At 61.2% G+C, this 17,094-nt stretch carries 15 protein-coding genes; 7 read left to right on the forward strand and 8 right to left on the reverse strand.

Annotation, left to right across the window (positions count from 1 at the left end):
* The first annotated feature begins 57 nt into the window (after window positions 1–57).
* Both ACI3L3_RS10610 and ACI3L3_RS10615 read left to right on the forward strand, forming a co-directional pair.
* A complete protein-coding gene (locus tag ACI3L3_RS10610) occupies window positions 58–1,566 on the forward strand; it encodes a hypothetical protein (protein WP_404845080.1) in 1,509 nt (502 codons plus the stop codon).
* Between the two features lie 218 nt (window positions 1,567–1,784).
* Window positions 1,785–3,146 carry a response regulator gene (locus ACI3L3_RS10615; protein ID WP_404845081.1) on the forward strand — a complete coding sequence of 454 codons (1,362 nt, stop codon included), beginning with the start codon at window positions 1,785–1,787 and terminating at the stop codon, window positions 3,144–3,146.
* 860 nt (window positions 3,147–4,006) lie between these two features.
* Here ACI3L3_RS10615 and ACI3L3_RS10620 read toward each other — a convergent pair.
* Window positions 4,007–4,663, reverse strand: coding sequence for a class I SAM-dependent methyltransferase (locus tag ACI3L3_RS10620; RefSeq protein WP_404845082.1), 657 nt, complete (start codon window positions 4,661–4,663; stop codon window positions 4,007–4,009).
* A 247-nt stretch (window positions 4,664–4,910) separates the two neighbouring features.
* Here ACI3L3_RS10620 and ACI3L3_RS10625 point away from each other — a divergent pair, with 247 nt between their 5' ends.
* Window positions 4,911–5,906: an NYN domain-containing protein gene (locus tag ACI3L3_RS10625; protein WP_404845083.1), complete on the forward strand. Its 996-nt coding sequence runs from the start codon at window positions 4,911–4,913 to the stop codon at window positions 5,904–5,906.
* A 538-nt stretch (window positions 5,907–6,444) separates the two neighbouring features.
* On the opposite strand, the gene ACI3L3_RS10630 is transcribed toward ACI3L3_RS10625, so the two are convergent.
* Genes ACI3L3_RS10630 through ACI3L3_RS10640 form a run of 3 tightly spaced genes read right to left on the reverse strand, consistent with a single transcriptional unit; the run spans window position 6,445 to window position 7,824 of the window.
* The gene (locus ACI3L3_RS10630; protein WP_404845084.1) at window positions 6,445–6,783 is read right to left on the reverse strand and encodes a phage holin family protein; all 339 of its coding nucleotides are present in this window, start codon (window positions 6,781–6,783) and stop codon (window positions 6,445–6,447) included.
* A 4-nt stretch (window positions 6,784–6,787) separates the two neighbouring features.
* The gene (locus ACI3L3_RS10635; protein ID WP_404845085.1) at window positions 6,788–7,132 is read right to left on the reverse strand and encodes a hypothetical protein; all 345 of its coding nucleotides are present in this window, start codon (window positions 7,130–7,132) and stop codon (window positions 6,788–6,790) included.
* A complete protein-coding gene (locus tag ACI3L3_RS10640; protein WP_404845086.1) occupies window positions 7,132–7,824 on the reverse strand; it encodes a hypothetical protein in 693 nt (230 codons plus the stop codon). The genes ACI3L3_RS10635 and ACI3L3_RS10640 overlap by 1 nt, the downstream gene beginning before the upstream one ends.
* 241 nt (window positions 7,825–8,065) lie before the next feature.
* On the opposite strand from ACI3L3_RS10640, the gene ACI3L3_RS10645 reads away from it, so the two are divergent.
* The 4 genes from ACI3L3_RS10645 (at window position 8,066) to ACI3L3_RS10660 (ending at window position 11,779) form a co-directional block, all read left to right on the forward strand.
* A complete protein-coding gene (locus ACI3L3_RS10645) occupies window positions 8,066–9,019 on the forward strand; it encodes a metal ABC transporter solute-binding protein, Zn/Mn family (protein ID WP_404845087.1) in 954 nt (317 codons plus the stop codon).
* A 212-nt stretch (window positions 9,020–9,231) separates the two neighbouring features.
* The gene (locus ACI3L3_RS10650; protein WP_404845088.1) at window positions 9,232–9,732 is read left to right on the forward strand and encodes a hypothetical protein; all 501 of its coding nucleotides are present in this window, start codon (window positions 9,232–9,234) and stop codon (window positions 9,730–9,732) included.
* Window positions 9,729–10,499 (forward strand): metal ABC transporter ATP-binding protein, encoded by a 771-nt coding sequence (locus ACI3L3_RS10655; RefSeq protein ID WP_404845089.1) that lies wholly within the window; start codon window positions 9,729–9,731, stop codon window positions 10,497–10,499. Before ACI3L3_RS10650 ends, ACI3L3_RS10655 begins: the two co-directional genes overlap by 4 nt.
* Window positions 10,496–11,779 carry an iron chelate uptake ABC transporter family permease subunit gene (locus ACI3L3_RS10660; protein WP_404845090.1) on the forward strand — a complete coding sequence of 428 codons (1,284 nt, stop codon included), beginning with the start codon at window positions 10,496–10,498 and terminating at the stop codon, window positions 11,777–11,779. Before ACI3L3_RS10655 ends, ACI3L3_RS10660 begins: the two co-directional genes overlap by 4 nt.
* Before the next feature lie 760 nt (window positions 11,780–12,539).
* Here the strand turns inward: ACI3L3_RS10660 and ACI3L3_RS10665 are convergent.
* The 4 genes from ACI3L3_RS10665 to ACI3L3_RS10680 form a co-directional block, all read right to left on the reverse strand.
* Window positions 12,540–14,357 (reverse strand): methyl-accepting chemotaxis protein, encoded by a 1,818-nt coding sequence (locus tag ACI3L3_RS10665; RefSeq protein WP_404845091.1) that lies wholly within the window; start codon window positions 14,355–14,357, stop codon window positions 12,540–12,542.
* A gap of 431 nt (window positions 14,358–14,788) precedes the next feature.
* Window positions 14,789–16,174 (reverse strand): rhodanese-like domain-containing protein, encoded by a 1,386-nt coding sequence (locus ACI3L3_RS10670; protein WP_404845092.1) that lies wholly within the window; start codon window positions 16,172–16,174, stop codon window positions 14,789–14,791.
* 270 nt (window positions 16,175–16,444) lie between these two features.
* The gene (locus ACI3L3_RS10675; protein WP_404845093.1) at window positions 16,445–16,720 is read right to left on the reverse strand and encodes a hypothetical protein; all 276 of its coding nucleotides are present in this window, start codon (window positions 16,718–16,720) and stop codon (window positions 16,445–16,447) included.
* A 152-nt stretch (window positions 16,721–16,872) separates the two neighbouring features.
* Entirely contained in the window at window positions 16,873–17,076 is a 204-nt protein-coding gene (locus tag ACI3L3_RS10680) for a hypothetical protein (protein WP_404845094.1), read from the reverse strand.
* Window positions 17,077–17,094 lie beyond the last annotated feature (18 nt).

Here is a 17,094-nt window from a genome sequence, read left to right on the forward strand (position 1 = left end):
TTTGCAAAGACAGCCATGAACACACAACTTTCTGGCACTTTTGACGATACAACATACATGAACCGGTCCCGAACTCCGTTGCCGAACCTCTCCGCACGCCTTGCTGCGTCCGCCCCCTCCCTTGCCGCCACACTGCGGCGGGTCTGGCCCCGCGCCCTGCGCAGGCTAAGCCCACAGGAGAGCGCGGCGCTCATCGCCTTTGCGCGCAGCACGCCGCCTACGCGGCTTCCTGGCGTGCTGCTGCTCCCGTGCGCCAGCGCCATACGCCGCGCCGCACGGGGCTTTTGCCACGCCATGCGCCGCGGCGAGATTTGGCAACGCGGCGGCCTGTACCCAGCCGTCATTTCCTTGGCGGTGTTTAGCCTTTTCTGCGCCGAATACGCTCTTATTCAGTTCAGCGCGCCTGCGGCCCCCATAGCGCAGGTGGCGCGCTTCCATCAGATGTCGCAGGACCAGCAGGCCATGCTGAAGCGGTATCTGCCGCTCTATCCCGCCACGCAGGACGTACGCTTCTCCGTAGGCTCGTTTACGCGGGCGCAGACGCTAGGCGCGCCGTGGCGCACCAACGCCGCCCTTGCGGAGGTGGTCCACACCGCACGCGCGCCGCACCCGCTGCTGGCCGTGTCCCCGGCCATGCTCCCCACAGCGCCGCTCATGGCGTCCGTCCGCGGCAAGGTGCGTCATCATATTGTCCGCATGCCCGTGGACAAGCAGGCCTTCCACCCGCTGGACAAGGAACGCTTCCTCGCCTTTGCCAGCACCTCGTCCAACCTGCGGCGCATGTTCGCCGCCGTGCCCACCACCATGCCGGACCTCGCCAGCCTTGAGCCGCGTCCGGCCTCGGCCATAGCGCCGCCCACAACGCGCCTTGACGCCATCCGCGCCAAGCTGGCCAAACGGCGGGAACTGGGCAAGCTCTGCGCGCTGTTTGAATCCGGCATCCACGGCTCGCGCGCCATTGGCTACGACCCCGACGGCGGCACATCCTACGGCAAGTATCAGATGTCCTCGCGCAAGGGCACGGTTCGGCGCTTTATCCGCTATCTGGACCACAGGGCCCCCAGCCTCGCGCGGCGCCTTAAAGGCGGCGCGGCCAATACCGGCAGTACGCGCGGCACACTGCCCACTAAATGGCGGCGCGTGGCGGACAATTACCCCGGCCTGTTCGAGCGCCTGCAGGACGACTTTATCCACAACAACTACTACACCCCCACCCTGCGCGACATCCGCATGCGCACGGGCATCGACCCTTCCCGCCACCCGGCCATTCTGCGCGAAGTGCTGTGGAGCACCGCGGTGCAGCACGGACCACGTGGCGGCGCATATATCTTTGAGCGAGCGGAGCTTAAGGCCCGCCTGCGCCCCGCACGCGACTACCACCGCGCCCTGATTATGGAAATTTTCCGCGAGCGCGAGCGCCGCATCCGTCGCCACAGCCACCCCCGCCAGCTCAAGGGCCTCATCCGCCGCCTGCGGGAAGAACGTAAAATAGCCCTGACAGCTCTACAAAAACCCGTGGACTACGCAAAACTCTCGCGTTCCATCCGCGCTAAGGGCATCCTGTAGACGCACAATGCACGCGTCTTGTCGCAATGGGCACGCAGCGCGGCCATGCCTCACTTTCCCTCTCTACCGATCCATATTCCCGCCCCATCAGCACGCTTGCTAAGGGGAGTCATTGCATGATAGAGCGCATCATAAGTCCCTGATTCACAAGGATTGTGCTCATTCAATGCGCGGCCTTAGCCCGCTTGCACCATACTGCCGCAATGCAGAGGTTCATAATGACAGAGAGAAAGGATGTCCTCGTTCTGGCTGTTGACGCCAACCCGTCACTGCAAAAGATCATTTCCCGCCACTTGCATGACGGAGGGTACAACGCCGTGCTCCTTGCCGGAAGCATCCCAGAGGCGTGGAATATCCTCACACAAAAGGACATCGGTCTCGTCATTTGCGACCTTGTGGTGGGGCAGCACAGCGGGGTCGCCTTGCTCCAGCGCATCCGTCAGTCGCCCAAAATCGGCAAACTCCCCGTCGTGGTCATGTCCGCAAAAAAGGACAAGCGCATCGTCACCGCCGCCGCCCGCGCCGGTGCTTCCGCCTTTTTGGTCAAACCCTTCTCGCAGGACACGCTGCTGGCCACAGTAGAGAAAGCCATTTCGCACTCCGCCAAAAAGGCGCAGGCCCCCGCCCCCACCAGTCAGGACGCCCAAAAGGTGCTGGATGCCGGGTTCAAGGCGTTGGACGAACGCGACCCGGACAAGGCCATTGCCTATTTTTCCAAAGCCGTGAAGGCCAGCCCCAAAAGCGCGGACGCCTTCCGCGGCCTCGCCTACGCCTGCAAAGCCAAAAAGCAGGACGATAAATTTGCCCAGTTCCTCCTGACAGCGGGCAAGGTGCACGTGGAGAACGGAGAATTTTCCGAGGCGGAAAAGCTTTTTCTGGAGCACCGCCGCCACGACGCGGGCGCCCCCAGCCCCTTTGCCGAATGCGCCCGCGCCCTCGCGGAAAAGGAAGACTACGAGCCAGCGGCCCGGCTGTACGAACGCGCTCTCATTCTGGACCCGGACAATACCGAGCTTCTCATTGGCAGTGCGGAAGCGCTCTCGCATGTGGGCAAAGGGGATACCGCCAAGGAACGTCTGGAACTCGCCCTTGCCGCCAATGACGACGCGCCGCAGGCCCGCAAACTGTGGAAGAACCTCACCGGTAAAAGCTGGAGTCAAACCACGAAGGATCGCGCCAAGGCCGAGGCGGACGGCGCGGACCGGCGCGAGGCCGTCCGTTTTTGGGTGCCGGACCTGCTGCTGGAGCTTTCCGGCTACGAGGACCACTTTGCCATTACGGAACTGAGTATGGGGTCTGTGGCTTTTAGCCCGCAGGAGCAAACCTTCACCATGGATGCGTCCATCCCCGCCAAAATTTTGCACCTCACCGAAAACGGCGTGACGCCGGAGCTGAAACACCTCACCCTCACCGTTGCCCGTGTGGAGGAGGAAAAAATCGGCTGTCTGCTCGGGGAACTTACCCCGGAGCAGGAAACCCGCCTTGGCGAAATTCTGGAGGCCGCGCAAGAGCGGCAGATTGAAAACAAGCAGAAGGAAAAGACCGACATCGGCTTTGATATCGACATGCTGTTTATGTAGCAAAGCAAGCCCCCGCTCCATGCCGAATCATTCGGCCTGAACGCGGGGGCTCATGTGTAGGGTATGGCTTGAGGTGGCGATGTTCCGGGCGGATCGCGCCCTGCTTCATGCTTGAACCGCATAATGATTGTCTCCGGTAAAATTTCGCGCGTCTGGCGGAAGGATTTCCCCAAGGCGCATGGTTCCCGAATCTGCCACCCCTTTGGGCGGCCCACTCTTCCCCCTACCCCCGGAACGGAAATTCGCATGTGCTTCCAGCTCCCCGTCACCAAAAGTAGAGGTTTTCCCAGTTCACCTCACACTACAGCATTCTGGTTTCCATGGCGATAGAATTTCGCATTTTTGCCCGCCAGAATTGAATTTTCGCCAGATTAACAAGTATCTCCATCCTTTGGAGGGCGCTTCGTTTACACAATGTGGCAACCACCTGTCTTTCCAGCGGATTCTTTGCCCCTTTCCCCCTGCGCAGAGCGCAAAAAAAGCGCTGGAATTCCAGCGCTTTTCATCATGACCTCTTCGTCTTGGCGCTGTGCGCCGCTTGAGAAGGCTCCCCCCGGTATAATTCCGCAAAAAATCAACACCCACGGGGGCGCAGACGCATGAGGCTATGGACGCCGCCAGCGCCCAGAAGTGTCCTGAAAGTGGGCCCAAAATGCAGCCGTGCAGCGCCCATCAAGAAGAATGGCTACGACGTCTGCGCCACACACGGCTCAAGACAGGTTGGGGGAGCAAGGAGACAAACGAGAACACAGGGGGAACGCACGCCCCCACACACAAACGCAAGAGGCAGACGTCCCTTGCATGGGTGCGCCAGCCCGGCGTCTCTGCACAAACGCAGCAGCCCGCCGTCTCCCCTCCTGCTAGGGATAGAGGCACGTCAAACGCAGGGTATCCGTCAATTCAAGGGGCGCGCGCTCATCACGCGGGCCAAGAAAGTCGCGGATTTTGGCGATGTTTTCAGCGGTTTCCGGGACGCCGTAGTACCCCAGCACATAGTCATCCACCGAGGCGACATCGTCAAAACGCCAGCGGGTGGTGAATTCGCGCCGCACTCTGCGGGTCACAGGGGCCGCGTGCAGGGCGGCGTCTGCCTGCGCCAAAGCGTCGCCCTCGTCGCCAAAGATACTGCACAACTGCTGGATTTCGCCTTCCTGCACCGGTTCCAGCGCAAGAATGCGTCCGTTCTCGCCCACCATATGGAAGGCCTCGGCCAAAGCGTCTTCCGGGTCCGGGTGGTGGTGCAGGGACATGGTAAAGACCACCGCGTCAAACGTGCCATCGCGAAACGGCAGGGCCATCCCGGATGCCCGGACAAACTGACAGCCCGGTACCGTGGCCGCCGCAACGCACAGCGCATCGTGCTCCACTTCAACGGCGCACAAGCGGCGTGCACACCCGGCAACATCCGCCGTCACCCGGCCCGGCCCGCATCCAATCTCCAAAACATCCGCTCCGCAGAGCTCGCCATGCTGAACCAGCATGTTCCGTGTCATTTTTTCCTTGTCCTGTGTATGCATCGGAGTACCCTACACAGACAGACACGAAGCCTCAACCCACCGATGTTGCACCACATCGCCACCGATGCAGCAATACAGAATGTTGCATAATGTCTTGACATAACCGGGACCGAGGTGTATGTGATTTTTATAACTATTCGGCATAGCAAACATGCCATTCATATTCTGGATGCAGAAAAGCATCGATATGTGACAAGGGAGGTGCTGTGCGCCTCCCTTTGTCTTTTTTATTTATGAGGTATTTTATATGCATAGACTTGGAGTTTTTGTCGACGCCGGCTACTTCTGGTGTCAAACTATTACGGTTATTCATGGCCGCATGACGGAACGCGGCCGCGTGGCGCTGAATTACAAAGAACTGCGCCGCCAACTGCTCAACACCGCCGCCGAAGAATTCCCCCACGCCAGCCTGCTGCGTGCCTACTGGTACGACGGCCCCGGCAACCACGGCAAAGCCGAAGAACACGCCCGCATTGAAGAGCTGGACGACTTTAAGCTGCGCCTTGGCACCCGCAACAGCACAGGGCGCCAAAAGGGCGTGGACGGCCTCATTATTGCGGACATCATCAGCCTGACGCAGAACGGCGCCATCTCCGACGCCCTTCTCATCACCGGCGACGCCGACCTTGCCCCGGGCATTGACGCGGCGCAGAACCTTGGTCTGCGGGTGCACTTGCTCACCCTTGGTCCCTCCAACGCAACGTCCCCGCACCTTGCGGCAGAGGTCGACCGCAAGCGGAGCTGGTCCGATGACATTGTGCGCTCCTTTGCCAGCCCGCAGCACTTTCCGTTGGCGCGCGAAATTTCCCCCGCACCGCACAATGGCGCCAGAAACGGCGCGCCGGCCGGCCCCAGCACGCCCAGCGTCCCCAGCACGCCTAGGCCCGAGGCCGCGCCACGGCCGGACCTGCCGGAGGATGAAGACGCCAAGATTGAGCTTATCGCCAAAACCTTTGTGGACCAGTGCTCACCGCGCGACGTCTACCAAATTCAGTCCGGTAGCGGCTGGGAAATCCCCCACGAGATTGACCGGGAGCTCCTGCGCCACAGCCGAACCGTCCTTGGCGACTATCTCGACCATTACCAAAAGTACGAGCTGCGCAATCGCGTCAAGAAAATAGCCAACGACCGCCCCACCATCACGGCGGACAATATCGGCAACGTCGCCCCGCCCGAGGAGTTTGCCTTCTCCGACGAGACGGACGACACGTGCGAGGCAAACGAAACAAACGAGACGACATAAACAGAACACCGTATCGCCCAACCTCCCCCCCACGCGGGGGAAGGGGAAGACGCCCTTCGCGCAAGGATGTGGTGCGTTCTGTATGCTGGCAAGCTCACGCGTTGCGTGCTCGGCTTGCTGACTCGCGTGGGCGCAGGAAGTCACGCCCTGTTGCGGAATGCCGCGAGGTTCAGACGTTCAGCCGCGGGGCCACTGCTCCTCTGGTCAAATGCGCCGCAGCCCCCGCACCATCTTCCCATTGGGGGGACCTCTGTCCGCTGTTTTCGGCACGGGAAGGGGACCCACTCCTGAGGGGATTGATGCGGTCGGTGTGACCATGCCGCATGTTATCCACACAAGGGTGCCAGCCTGTGGAAAAGAGCAGGCTGAATTTTCCACAGTTCGGCATGGTATTCACACCGAATTTCCAAACGCACAAAAGGAGTGAGGGAGAGCCCTCACTCCTTTTTTCAATGCTTTCCTGCGGGCCACCGGACGCTCATGCGCCTTGCGCAGAATCGCGGGGGAAATATCCGAAGGCCTTCAATCACAGGCCCCACTAGCCGCGCGGGTCAGACTTGTCCAACGGCGAAAAGGTCTTTGCCGCCGCGCACATCCGTGCGGAGATGATGTCCAGCAACTGCCCGCCCGCATAGCCCGCCACACCAACACAGGCCTGCCGCATGCCCTCGGGGACAAAGGTGGCGGGTTCCAGCAGCAGATGCACCAAGTACCCCGTAAACGCCGCCGTCACCACTGTGGCCAGCACCTGTCGCACGGAGCATGGCTCCGGACCACGCAAAACACGTACGGTTCCCCCAGCCAAAGCCAGCAAAACGGGCGGCACGAAGCCGCCCATAAGCTGAAGAAGCGACACGATGGTCTCTTTTTCATGCATCGCGTTACCGCTCCGTTGTCTCCGCGTGACGCCGCAGACCAAACAGGCCAACGCCCTCGGGCGTCTGCTCGCCGTCACCGGAGCCGCCTTCCGCGGGGGCCACGCCCTCGGCGTTCTGACCGGCCTTGGCGCGCTGCGCGCTCGCCGTGGAGGGCGTCTGCGGCGCATCCGCTCCGCTTTCCGCGCCCGGCGTCAGATCGGGCAAGGCCCGGAGCGCATCGGTCCGCGCCATAAAGGTCTCAAGCTCCGGTACGGCGTAGCCTTCCTTATTCAAACGCATGGCCGCTTCCAGCGCTTGCAGGCCAAGGCGAAGTCCCGAGGACACCAGCATCAAGGTCGTTTCGGTCATTATTCCCCTCCCGAGTCACTGTTCTTCGCTGTTGCCAGCTTCATGGCGCACTCCGCCAATACCTGCCGCACATCCTCTGCCTGCGCCGCGTGTTCCGCGCGGGTGGCCGCGTTCTCCCCGCTTTGCAGAGCCACTGCGCCGCTTCGGTACGCCACCAGCAGGCGCTTGGCCGCGTCCATACGCGGGGCGACCTCGCGCTCCAGATACGCCACATCCTCGGGCGGCAGGGAGGCGTGCAGCGCGCCGTATTCCTCATACAGCGCCACATAGGCAACGCGCAGTTCCTCGCCCACGGCCAGCGCCTTCTGCGCTGGCGTCAAATCGCGCATGGCGCAGGCTTGCAAGCACAGCGGCAACGCCACAGCCAGCAACACCAGCGGCAAACCGCGACGTGCACCGGACGCCTTGCCCGGCTTGTCCTGCCCCTCGCCCGGCGCGGCCTCTGCCCCTTCACTCCCCGTACTGGACGCGCGGCGCATGCGCCGCACGCGAACGGGCTTGCTGGCGTGGATGCGGCCATACACCGCCAGCACGCCGCCAAGGGCGGAGCCAATCAGCATGCCGCACTCAAGCATATCGGCGCGCGTGCCTTCATCAACGTCCACACCCGCAATGGCGAGCACGGCGCAGACAAGGGCAACCATACCGCCCCAAAATGTCCGCGACTGATACAACGCTTTCTCGTCCTTCACATTCGACCTCCTTTGGTCCTTGCGGTGAATCACAACGCGCGAACCATAGAAAAGCCGCATGTTTCCAGCGAGGGGCATATGCGCACACCTGCACTTCCGCGCGTTCGCCGGCCGCCACCACGCGCAATCCACCCTGCCAAAACACCACCACCTCTGGACAAGGGGTCTGTTATTTGTTCCATTTACGGATGGTTATTGATGCGCCCATGTCGTTCCACGCCAACACAGCACAAGAGGCATCATGAATTCCAACGTTCTCAAAACGGCCCGCATCTGGCTGGCAAGCATCATGACATGCCTTGCCCTCGTCGCCCCGGCCGGTGCTTCGGACGGCCTGAAGATCGTCACCTCCACCACCCAGATTGCCGACTTTGCCCGCAACATCGTCGGCGACCGGGGAGAAGTGCACTGCATTCTCGCCCCGGGCGCGGACCCGCACACCTACCAGCCCACACCGGACGACGTGCATATCGTCCTCGACGCGAACCTGTGCCTGCAAAACGGCCTGCATCTGGAGGGCAAGGACTGGATGGGCACCCTCGCACGTGATGCGGGCAAGCCCATTGTCACCTGCACCGACGGCGTCCAGCCGCTGGACATCAGTCAGGACGGCCAAACCATACCGGATCCTCACGCTTGGTTTTCACCGCGAAACGCCGCCGTCTACGTCAACAACATCACCCGCGCCGTCAACCGGCTGGACCCAGACGGCAAGCGCCAGTACGAAGCGCGGGCCCAGCTTTTCCTGCAGCAACTGCGCGTACTGGACGCATGGGTGCGCCAGCAGGTGGCGCGTATTCCGCCCCACCGCCGCATCCTCGTCACCACGCACGACGCGTTCAATTACTTCTGCCGGGAGTTCAAGTTCAATGAGAGAAACAACTATCTGAGCATCGCCCCAGTGGGCTGGTCCACAGGCAGCGAGGTCGGCGCGGGCATGACGCCCGAGCGGCGGCGGGTGGTGGTGGAATCCATCGCCAATTCCGGCGCGCCCGCCATCTTTGTGGAAACCACCATCAGCCCCAAGCTCATCCGCGAAATTGCCCGCGACACGGGCGTTGCCATTGGCGGCGAGCTGTACTCGGACTCCATGGGAGAGGCCGACACAGCAGGCGAAACCTACATCGGCATGATGCGGGAAAACGTCCTGCTCATCGTCAATTCCCTGCTGACCAACGGGGACGAACAGGGCTGACGTGCGCAGCAATGCGCCCTCAACGCCCCGCAAATGAGCCATGCCGGCGGGGAAACGAGGCGGCGATGTAGGGCGGAAAACCATTCAACGCCCGCGCAAAGGACCGGCGCATCAGGTGAGAGCTTCTCGCACGCGCTTCAGGGCGGCGACGTTCACCAGCTTCACACCGGCCCAGCGCACCATGTCATCAACGGAAAAAGGATACAGGCACCATGCTTCGATTCCTGCTTACCATTTTCATTTGGATTACCTTTGTCGGCGGGGTTGGGGTGTACATGCACCTGCGCGACTCCGGGCAGGCGTCCCCTGCCCTTGCCGAAGCCGCGCCCGAAGCGGCCCGCGCCGTGTACGACATTGAGCTGACCCCAACGTTCTCCGCGCAGGCCGACCCCTTTGCCCTACGCACCACGGACGACGACACGCCAGCCATAACCGTCACCCTTAACGGCGCATCCATTGGGGCCATCCCAAGCGACATCAGCCCCGGCCAGCCGTGGTTGCGGCGCGCGGTCCCCGGCGTGGTGCAGGGGGCAAACGAAATCTACGTACAGGCCGCGCCGCCCGTCTCCGCCGGGGGCACCCGTCATGCCGTGCGCGTCCGCATCCTGCGAAACGGCCAGCCCACAGCGGAAACCACTTTCTGGAACGACGGCGGCGCAAGCGTCAGCGGAACCCTGCGCTTTACCGCAGCCAGCGACGGAGACCATTCATGACCACCACAGAGCGCAAAACCGTCATTGAGGTCAAACACCTCACCGTCAGCTACGGACCAAAGCCCGCCCTGCTGGACATGACGCTCTCCATTGAAAACGGCCTGCTGGTCGGCGTCATCGGCCCAAACGGTGCGGGCAAGTCAACGTTTATCAAGGCCATTTTGGGCTTTGTGCACCGCGATGTCGGCCATGTGCGCATCGACGGCATCGACGCAGAAAAGGCCAAGGGACGCGTGGCCTACGTGCCCCAGCGCGGCGCTGTGGACTGGGACTTTCCCATCACCGTGCGCGAGGTTGCCATGATGGGGCGCTATAACCTCATTCCGTGGTACCGCAATCCCGGTCCTGAAGACCGCGACGCCGTGGACGAAGCCCTGGACATGGTGCGTATGGCGGAGTTTGCGGACCGGCAAATCGGCCAATTGTCCGGCGGCCAACAGCAGCGGGTGTTCATGGCCCGCGCCCTTGCCCAAGGCTCGGACATTCTGCTGCTGGACGAACCCTTCGCCGGGGTGGACGCCGCAACGGAGCGCGCCATTCTTGATGTGCTGGAGCGCGCCAAGTCCGCAGGCAAAACCCTTGTCGTGGTGCACCACGACCTCGCCACCGCCGCCGAATACTTTGACCGCCTCGCTCTTATCAAACAGCGCCTGTTTGCCTACGGCACGCCGCAAATGGTCCTGCGCGAGGACCTGCTGAGCGAGGTGTACGAAGGCAAGCTCCGCGTCTTTTCGGATGTTTTCCGCAAGGAGGAAACCACGCCGTGATAGATTTCCTCAGCCACGCGTTTCTTGACCCGCTCTCGCAGGCGTATTTTCAAAAGTCGCTCATCGGGGCCAGCATCGTTGCGGTGGTGGCCAGCGTTGTGGGGTGCCTTGTGGTACTGCGCCGCATGGCCTTCTTGGGCGATGCGCTCTCCCACGCCATGATTGCCGGTGTGGCCGGGGGCTATCTTGTCATGAAGATGCTCTTTGGGCTGGAGGCCAACGCTCCGGGCATGCTGATTGGCTCACTCATTGCGGCCATTCTCACCGTGGGGCTTATCGGCTTCGTCTCCCGCGTGTCCCGCGTGAAGGAGGACACAGCCATCGGCATCATGTACACGGGCGTCTTTGCCCTTGGCGTGGTGGTGGTGTCCATCTTCCGCCACTATATCCACATCGACCTCATGCACTTCATCATGGGCGATGTGCTGGGCATTTCGGATACGGACCTGTGGGTCAGCGCCCTTGTGGCCGCCACGGTGCTGTCCTGCATTATCTTGTTCTTCCGCCATTTTCAGATATCCGCGTTTGACCCGGTTATGGCCGCATCCATTGGCCTGCCCATTGTCTTTTTGGACTACCTGCTGACCACCTGCGTTTCCCTTGTGGTGGTGAGCGCGGTAAGCATGGTGGGCGTCATTCTTGTGGTGGGGCTACTCATCACTCCGGCGGCTACGGCCTATCTGCTGTCCGACAGGCTCTCGCGGATGATGGCGCTGGCGGCGCTCTTTGGCGTGACCAGCGTGGTGGGCGGACTGTACCTGTGCGTGTGGCTCGACACCGCCGGCGGAGGCGCAATTATGGTGTTCTCCACCCTGCAATTCATCGTCGTGCTCACGCTGGCCCCACGCTACGGACTTATCGCGCGCTGGCTCAGGCAGCGCCACGCCGTGCCCCAGCATGTGCTGGAAGACATCCTTGGCGCGCTCATCCGCCGCGCAGGCGACCCGGCCACAGCGGGCGACATCCGCCCCTACGTGGCTGACGGCAAACGCCTGCGCGCCTCGCTGGGAAACATGGTACACGATGCACTCATCACCGAAACCAACGCCCAGTACACCCTCACCCCCAAGGGCGCGCAGGAGGCCAGCCGCATTCTGCGCGCGCACCGGCTGTGGGAAAGCTATCTGGAGCACATCGGCACCCCCGCCGGAGAAGTGCACGAACGCGCTCACATTCTCGAACACATTCAGGACCAACGCGCCATAGACTATCTGGACAGCCTGCTGGGGCATCCCACCACAGACCCCCACGGCAAAAGCATCCCCCCCAAACCCGCCTAAAGAACAAAGGGCTGACGGCACCGCCGTCAGCCCTTTGTTTGACATTATACTCCCACCACCCCCGCGACATATGTGGCGGCAAAAACGCTCCCACGCCCCGGCAACCAAAGAAATCACCCCCCAGCCACGCCGCTGCTTCCCTGGAGCACGCCCCCCGCCCGCATTCACACCGCAAGCGCCCGGATGCGGACAGGGCAACGCACGGCGTCTTTACAGAGCACCATACTGGTTGAACACTCAATCTGCACAACAACAAGTAAGCATACATCACTGACTGTTCAATCAATGAATACCCATCAACGTCGACTGCACTACACAAACTTGCGCAAATCACAACCACACACCACATCACCACAACACCAAGACTCACACCAGCAGCCTTGCCCAATGCGCAAAAGCACCATCCAGCCGCACTTTCCCCTTGCGATAAACAACACCTGTTTGGTAGAAAATTGTCAGTCACAACAGTCTGTTTAAGGAGGAAATGCCATGGAAGCCAGTCCGTGTCCCAATTGCGCGTATGTTGTCTCCAACTACGCCAAGCAATGCCCGAACTGTGGCAGAGACCTCACCGCAAAGTCCAAGGGGGCGAGCGCGCCCCGGGATGATCACGACAAGTAAACCCTGCCACTTGTGACCTGCGGGGGGCGTCTGCGCCGCACTCGATAGGCGCTCCCCGCCGCCAGATACACCACAACGCAAAGCGCCCCCGGACCACATTGGTCCGGGGGCGCTTTCTTTTTCGCGTAAGCGGGTGAGGCTAGTTCTGGTTGGCGTCGTTCTTGAGTTCCTCAATAAGGCGATTCAATCCATCAGCCTGATCCGCAAGGTCGCGCACGGCCTGTGTGGATTCGGCAATGCCACGGGCGTTGTCCGTGGTGATGCGGTTAACCTCATCAACGGAGGTGCTGATTTCCTCACTGGCGGCGGACTGCTCTTCTGCGGCCGTCGCAATGCTCTGAATCTGCTCTGCGCTGGACTGCGAGCTTTGAACAATATCGCTCAGCACTTCACCGGACTGGTTGGTGTAGTCCACAGCCTTCATCAGCTCGGAAACGGCGTCCTCCATGGACTGCATGTTATCCTCGGCCACCTTCTGAATGCCGGAGATAGCTCCGCCAACTTCCTTGGTGGCCACCATGGTCTTTTCCGCCAGCTTGCGCACTTCGTCCGCAACAACGGCGAATCCGCGTCCGGCCTCGCCCGCGCGGGCGGCCTCGATGGCGGCATTGAGGGCCAGCAGATTGGTCTGGTCCGCAATGTCGGTAATAACGCCCATGATGTTGCCGATGGACTGCGCCTGATCCTGCAACTGGGTCATACTGGTCTTCAGGGCTTCGGTCTGCGTTTGCGTGGCGTTCATGGCCGTCATGGAATGCTGGACGACGTCCTGACCGTTGAGCGCGCGGTTCAGGGCTTCGCGGCTGGCATCCGCTGCCATGGAGGCGTTTCGGGCCACTTCCAGCACTGTGGCGTTCATCTCTTCCATGGCCGTGGCCGTGGTGCTGATGCGCTCCTGCTGCGTCATGGTGCCGTTGTTGATTTCCTCGGACATGGCGGAAATCTGCGCGGTGGCGGAAGCAAGGCGGCCCACGATGTCCTCCAGCTTGGTGGCGGCCATGAGCATGCCCTCGCTGCGGGCGCGTTTGGCGGTTTCCAGCGCGGCGTTGGCTTCTTCCGTTGCGGCCTCGGCCTGACGGGCCTTGTCTTCGGCGTCGCGGGTTTTGGCCTCAATGTCCGCCATGTTCTGCTTCAGCGTGCGGGACATGATGAGCAGCGCCTCTTCCAGCTTGGCGGCCTCGTCAGTGCCCTGCGGCTTAAGGGAAACATCCAACTGGCCATCGGCTATGGACTCCGCGGCCTCGGTCGCGCCGTTGATGGGGCGGACAATGCTGCGGATGATGGCAATACAGCCCACAACCACGATGAGCAGCAACACGCCAAGGGTGATGAGCATGCGCGTAAACTGCGTAATGGCTTCATCGTGCAGGGCGTTTGCCACCTGCTTTCCTTCGGCCTGCACGTTATCAACGTACACGCCCGTGCCCAGCCACAGGTTGGTCCCCGGAACCATCTCGGAGTACGCCAGCTTGGGCTGCAGGCCCATGCCCGGCTTCACAAAGTCATATTCCACAAACCCGCCACCGGCCTGCGCCTTTTTGGCAAGCTCGCGGACGTAGTAGATGCCGTTTTCATCTTTGGCGCCGGACAAGTCCTTCCCCTCAACTGAAGTCTTTGCCGGAACGGAAAACGGCACCGTGCCCTTGTAGGCGAAATAGTATCCGGATTCGTCATCTTCAAAGCGAATGTCGTTGGTCATCTCGCGGATGGCGTCCATCTTCTGCTGCTCCGTATCAAGTCCCCGGACGGCGTCAGCAAGCGTCAGTGCCATAGAGTGTGTTGAGATGCGAATCTTGTCCTTGTGCCCTTTGAGCATCTTTTCCTGAACCGTGGTGACAGAGATACTCTCGAGCTGGGCGGAGATAGCGTAAAAACTGACTATCGCCCCCGCAAAGAGCAGCACCATGACCCCCAGAACGAAAAAAATGCGGAAGCCAATGGATAACCTGCGAAGCATAAAGGATCCTCCTCATGTTACGGCCTTTAACCCGCGCCGCATGATGTCAGACGGACGACACGGCAAAAGCACCGTACGATTGAACGAATGCTCACATAAGTTGCACTGCGAGCATGGCTGAAATATCGGCCAGTTACAGAATTCCTTTACTCTCCCCCTGCGGAATCCTGTCAATTTCTTTAGCAGACAACCGCAAGGGAAAGCACGAACAAAATGCCGAAGTTCCTCGAAAAAGCGCAGGCCGCAGCGCAAAAAACGGGAAGAAAATCTCCCGGCAAAACATATCGTTATGGAATTATAGCATGCGCAACTGTGCTGGCACAAAATTATTTTGCGCAGTGCATTCCGCCACGCTCTCGTGGCAAAAAAAGGACCGCGCCAGCTGACTGGTGCGGTCCTCAAACGCTTCATGACGAAGCGTGGTGTGCTGATTACGCTGCGGGAGCCTTTGCGCGGGCCTTGGCCCAAGCCGTCATGCCGCCGGCAAGGGATTTGACGTTGGTGTAGCCATGCGCGCTCATATACGAGCCAGCAATGTTGGAGCGGTAGCCCGTGCCGCAGTAGACCACCACCTCTTCGGAGGTCGGCAGTGTGCAGCAGGCGTCCAGAATCTCGGTAAAGGGCATATGCGTTGCGCCTTCAAGGTGCCCGCCATCCCATTCCGCCTGAGTGCGTACGTCCAGCAGAACCGGCGGCGTGCCGGTTTCCAGACGCTGGGACAGTTGGTGCGCCGAAACCTGCTCCAGGCTCTCCACCGGCTTGCCCGCGTAAATCCACGTCTGCATGCCGCCGGACAGGTAGCCGATGATGTTGTCGTAGCCGATGCGGTGCAGTTCGGTGCGCATTGCGTCGTAGGCCTGTCTGTCCTGCACCACAAGGAGCAATTCTGACTCCGGCGCAATGACCATGCCCACCCAGTTGGCAAGCTGCTTCTCAAAGCCGATGTTCACCGCGCCGGGGATGTGGCACCCGCCGAAGGCCGCGCCGTCGCGCGTATCGATAATGGTTGCCCCGCGCTCCATGGCGGCCTCAAAGTCGGCCACGGTCAGGGCGCGCTCCATGGGGCACCGGTCCAGCAGCGGCGCGCCGGACGCGTTGGTGGAGATGATGTACTTAAAGCTCTTGGGCCGTGTGGGGAAATCCGCCCCCATCACCTCGGCAAAGGCATCAAAGGAACTGTACTGCAAGCGCGGGTTGTGCCCACGCTCAAAGCCAAGGGTGGAGTGCGGCTTGGCACTCATCCCCTTGCCACACAGCGAGCCTTCGCCATGCGCGGGGTACACTTCAAGATAATCCGGCAACTTACCCAACTTTTCATACAGCGAGGTATAGAGGTTGTGCACCTGCTCCTGCAGTTCTTCCTTGCCTGCAAGGTCCGGGCGCCCCACGTCGCCCACAAACAGCAGGTCGCCGGTGAGAATCATCATCGGCTCTTCTGCGCGGGCACGGTCCGTGACCACGAGAGAAATGGAATGCGGCGTGTGGCCGGGAGTGTGGAGCACTTCCAGCTTGGCGTTGCCCGCCGTGAGGGTGTGCCCTTCCGGCAGGGGGGTGAAGGTGAAGGTGGCGGGCGTTTCGGGATGCATGCAAATGGGCGCGCCAGTGCGCGACGCCAGCTCATGCGCGCCGGAAACGTGGTCCGCGTGGACGTGGGTGTCGATGATATGCGTAACCCGCATGCCTTCGTCGCGGGCGATGTCCAGATAGTCCTGAATATCACGCTTGGGGTCGACGACAATCATCTCACCGGCCTGTGGGCAACCAAGAACATAGGACAGGCACCCAAGGCCATTGACTTGAATCTGCTTAAAATACATGGGCTTTCCTCCATTTTTCCAATGCTTTTGGAGCGGCGCAAAGCGCGCCGCATGGTTGACCGCGCCGCGCCCAATCTTCTGCCAGAACCTTCCCAAGTTCCCGCATACTCACGATATTCTGCGCAACGCGTCGCGAAAGCCTCATTCGCTCCTCGGCATTCTTTGTCCTAAAATTTCGTACGGTTGTCTAGCCCTTGCCGCACATTCTTTTGCGGAGCGTCCAGCAATGGCGGCGCGCTCCGCATCCCGTGGCTCCTCCCGCAGGCGGCTTCACATGGCGCATGGCGCGCTGCGCTGCCTGTCGCGATAGGCGCGGCCCACGGCGTCGATGTAGTCCTGCGTCATGGACGAGGCGCCGCGCTTTTGCTCGTCCTTCACCTTTTGGGCATGAACCTCCACAAAGGACTGCATATCCACATTAATAATCTCCGTGGTGGTAAAGGCATACCCGCACCGCTTGCACCGGCGCAGGCGTGACACTGTGCGCACATCATCAAAGGACCGCAATACCGACGACTCTCCGGCGCACTTGGGACAATACAGCATAGCTTTCTCCATTTTCCTTGCATGATAAAAGACTGGCGCGGCCTCCGGCAGCTCCGCCGTCCGGGCTTCACTCCGGGATTCATTCCGGCCGCGTTCTGTCTGTCTATACGGGCACGCCACGGGAAAATGGCACATGTGCCATATGCCATAAATTACATATCTTTTTTCTCCGCGGCCTTGCGCCTACGCCGGGGCGCATCAAAAACGGCAAGAACCACGGGCAGCACCACAAGGGTCAAAAACGCGGCTTCGTACACAAGCTCCTGCATGGGCATGCCGTACCACCAATGCACCACATACGCGCACCCCGCATAGACAAGAGGCGCAAGCACCACCGTCTGCACAACCTTTCGCATAGCGCCCTCCTCTGCTCA

This window comes from Desulfobaculum sp. SPO524 (assembly GCF_044987625.1).
Lineage (GTDB): Bacteria > Desulfobacterota > Desulfovibrionia > Desulfovibrionales > Desulfovibrionaceae > Desulfobaculum.

Bases quoted from the DNA above. Each gene is read 5' to 3' on its own strand.
- ACI3L3_RS10610 (WP_404845080.1), top strand. From the start codon at position 58: ATGAACCGGTCCCGAACTCCGTTGCCGAACCTCTCCGCACGCCTTGCT.
- ACI3L3_RS10615 (WP_404845081.1), top strand. From the start codon at position 1,785: ATGACAGAGAGAAAGGATGTCCTCGTTCTGGCTGTTGACGCCAACCCG.
- ACI3L3_RS10620 (WP_404845082.1), bottom strand. From the start codon at position 4,663: ATGCATACACAGGACAAGGAAAAAATGACACGGAACATGCTGGTTCAG.
- ACI3L3_RS10625 (WP_404845083.1), top strand. From the start codon at position 4,911: ATGCATAGACTTGGAGTTTTTGTCGACGCCGGCTACTTCTGGTGTCAA.
- ACI3L3_RS10630 (WP_404845084.1), bottom strand. From the start codon at position 6,783: ATGCATGAAAAAGAGACCATCGTGTCGCTTCTTCAGCTTATGGGCGGC.
- ACI3L3_RS10635 (WP_404845085.1), bottom strand. From the start codon at position 7,132: ATGACCGAAACGACCTTGATGCTGGTGTCCTCGGGACTTCGCCTTGGC.
- ACI3L3_RS10645 (WP_404845087.1), top strand. From the start codon at position 8,066: ATGAATTCCAACGTTCTCAAAACGGCCCGCATCTGGCTGGCAAGCATC.
- ACI3L3_RS10650 (WP_404845088.1), top strand. From the start codon at position 9,232: ATGCTTCGATTCCTGCTTACCATTTTCATTTGGATTACCTTTGTCGGC.
- ACI3L3_RS10655 (WP_404845089.1), top strand. From the start codon at position 9,729: ATGACCACCACAGAGCGCAAAACCGTCATTGAGGTCAAACACCTCACC.
- ACI3L3_RS10665 (WP_404845091.1), bottom strand. From the start codon at position 14,357: ATGCTTCGCAGGTTATCCATTGGCTTCCGCATTTTTTTCGTTCTGGGG.
- ACI3L3_RS10670 (WP_404845092.1), bottom strand. From the start codon at position 16,174: ATGTATTTTAAGCAGATTCAAGTCAATGGCCTTGGGTGCCTGTCCTAT.
- ACI3L3_RS10675 (WP_404845093.1), bottom strand. From the start codon at position 16,720: ATGCTGTATTGTCCCAAGTGCGCCGGAGAGTCGTCGGTATTGCGGTCC.
- ACI3L3_RS10680 (WP_404845094.1), bottom strand. From the start codon at position 17,076: ATGCGAAAGGTTGTGCAGACGGTGGTGCTTGCGCCTCTTGTCTATGCG.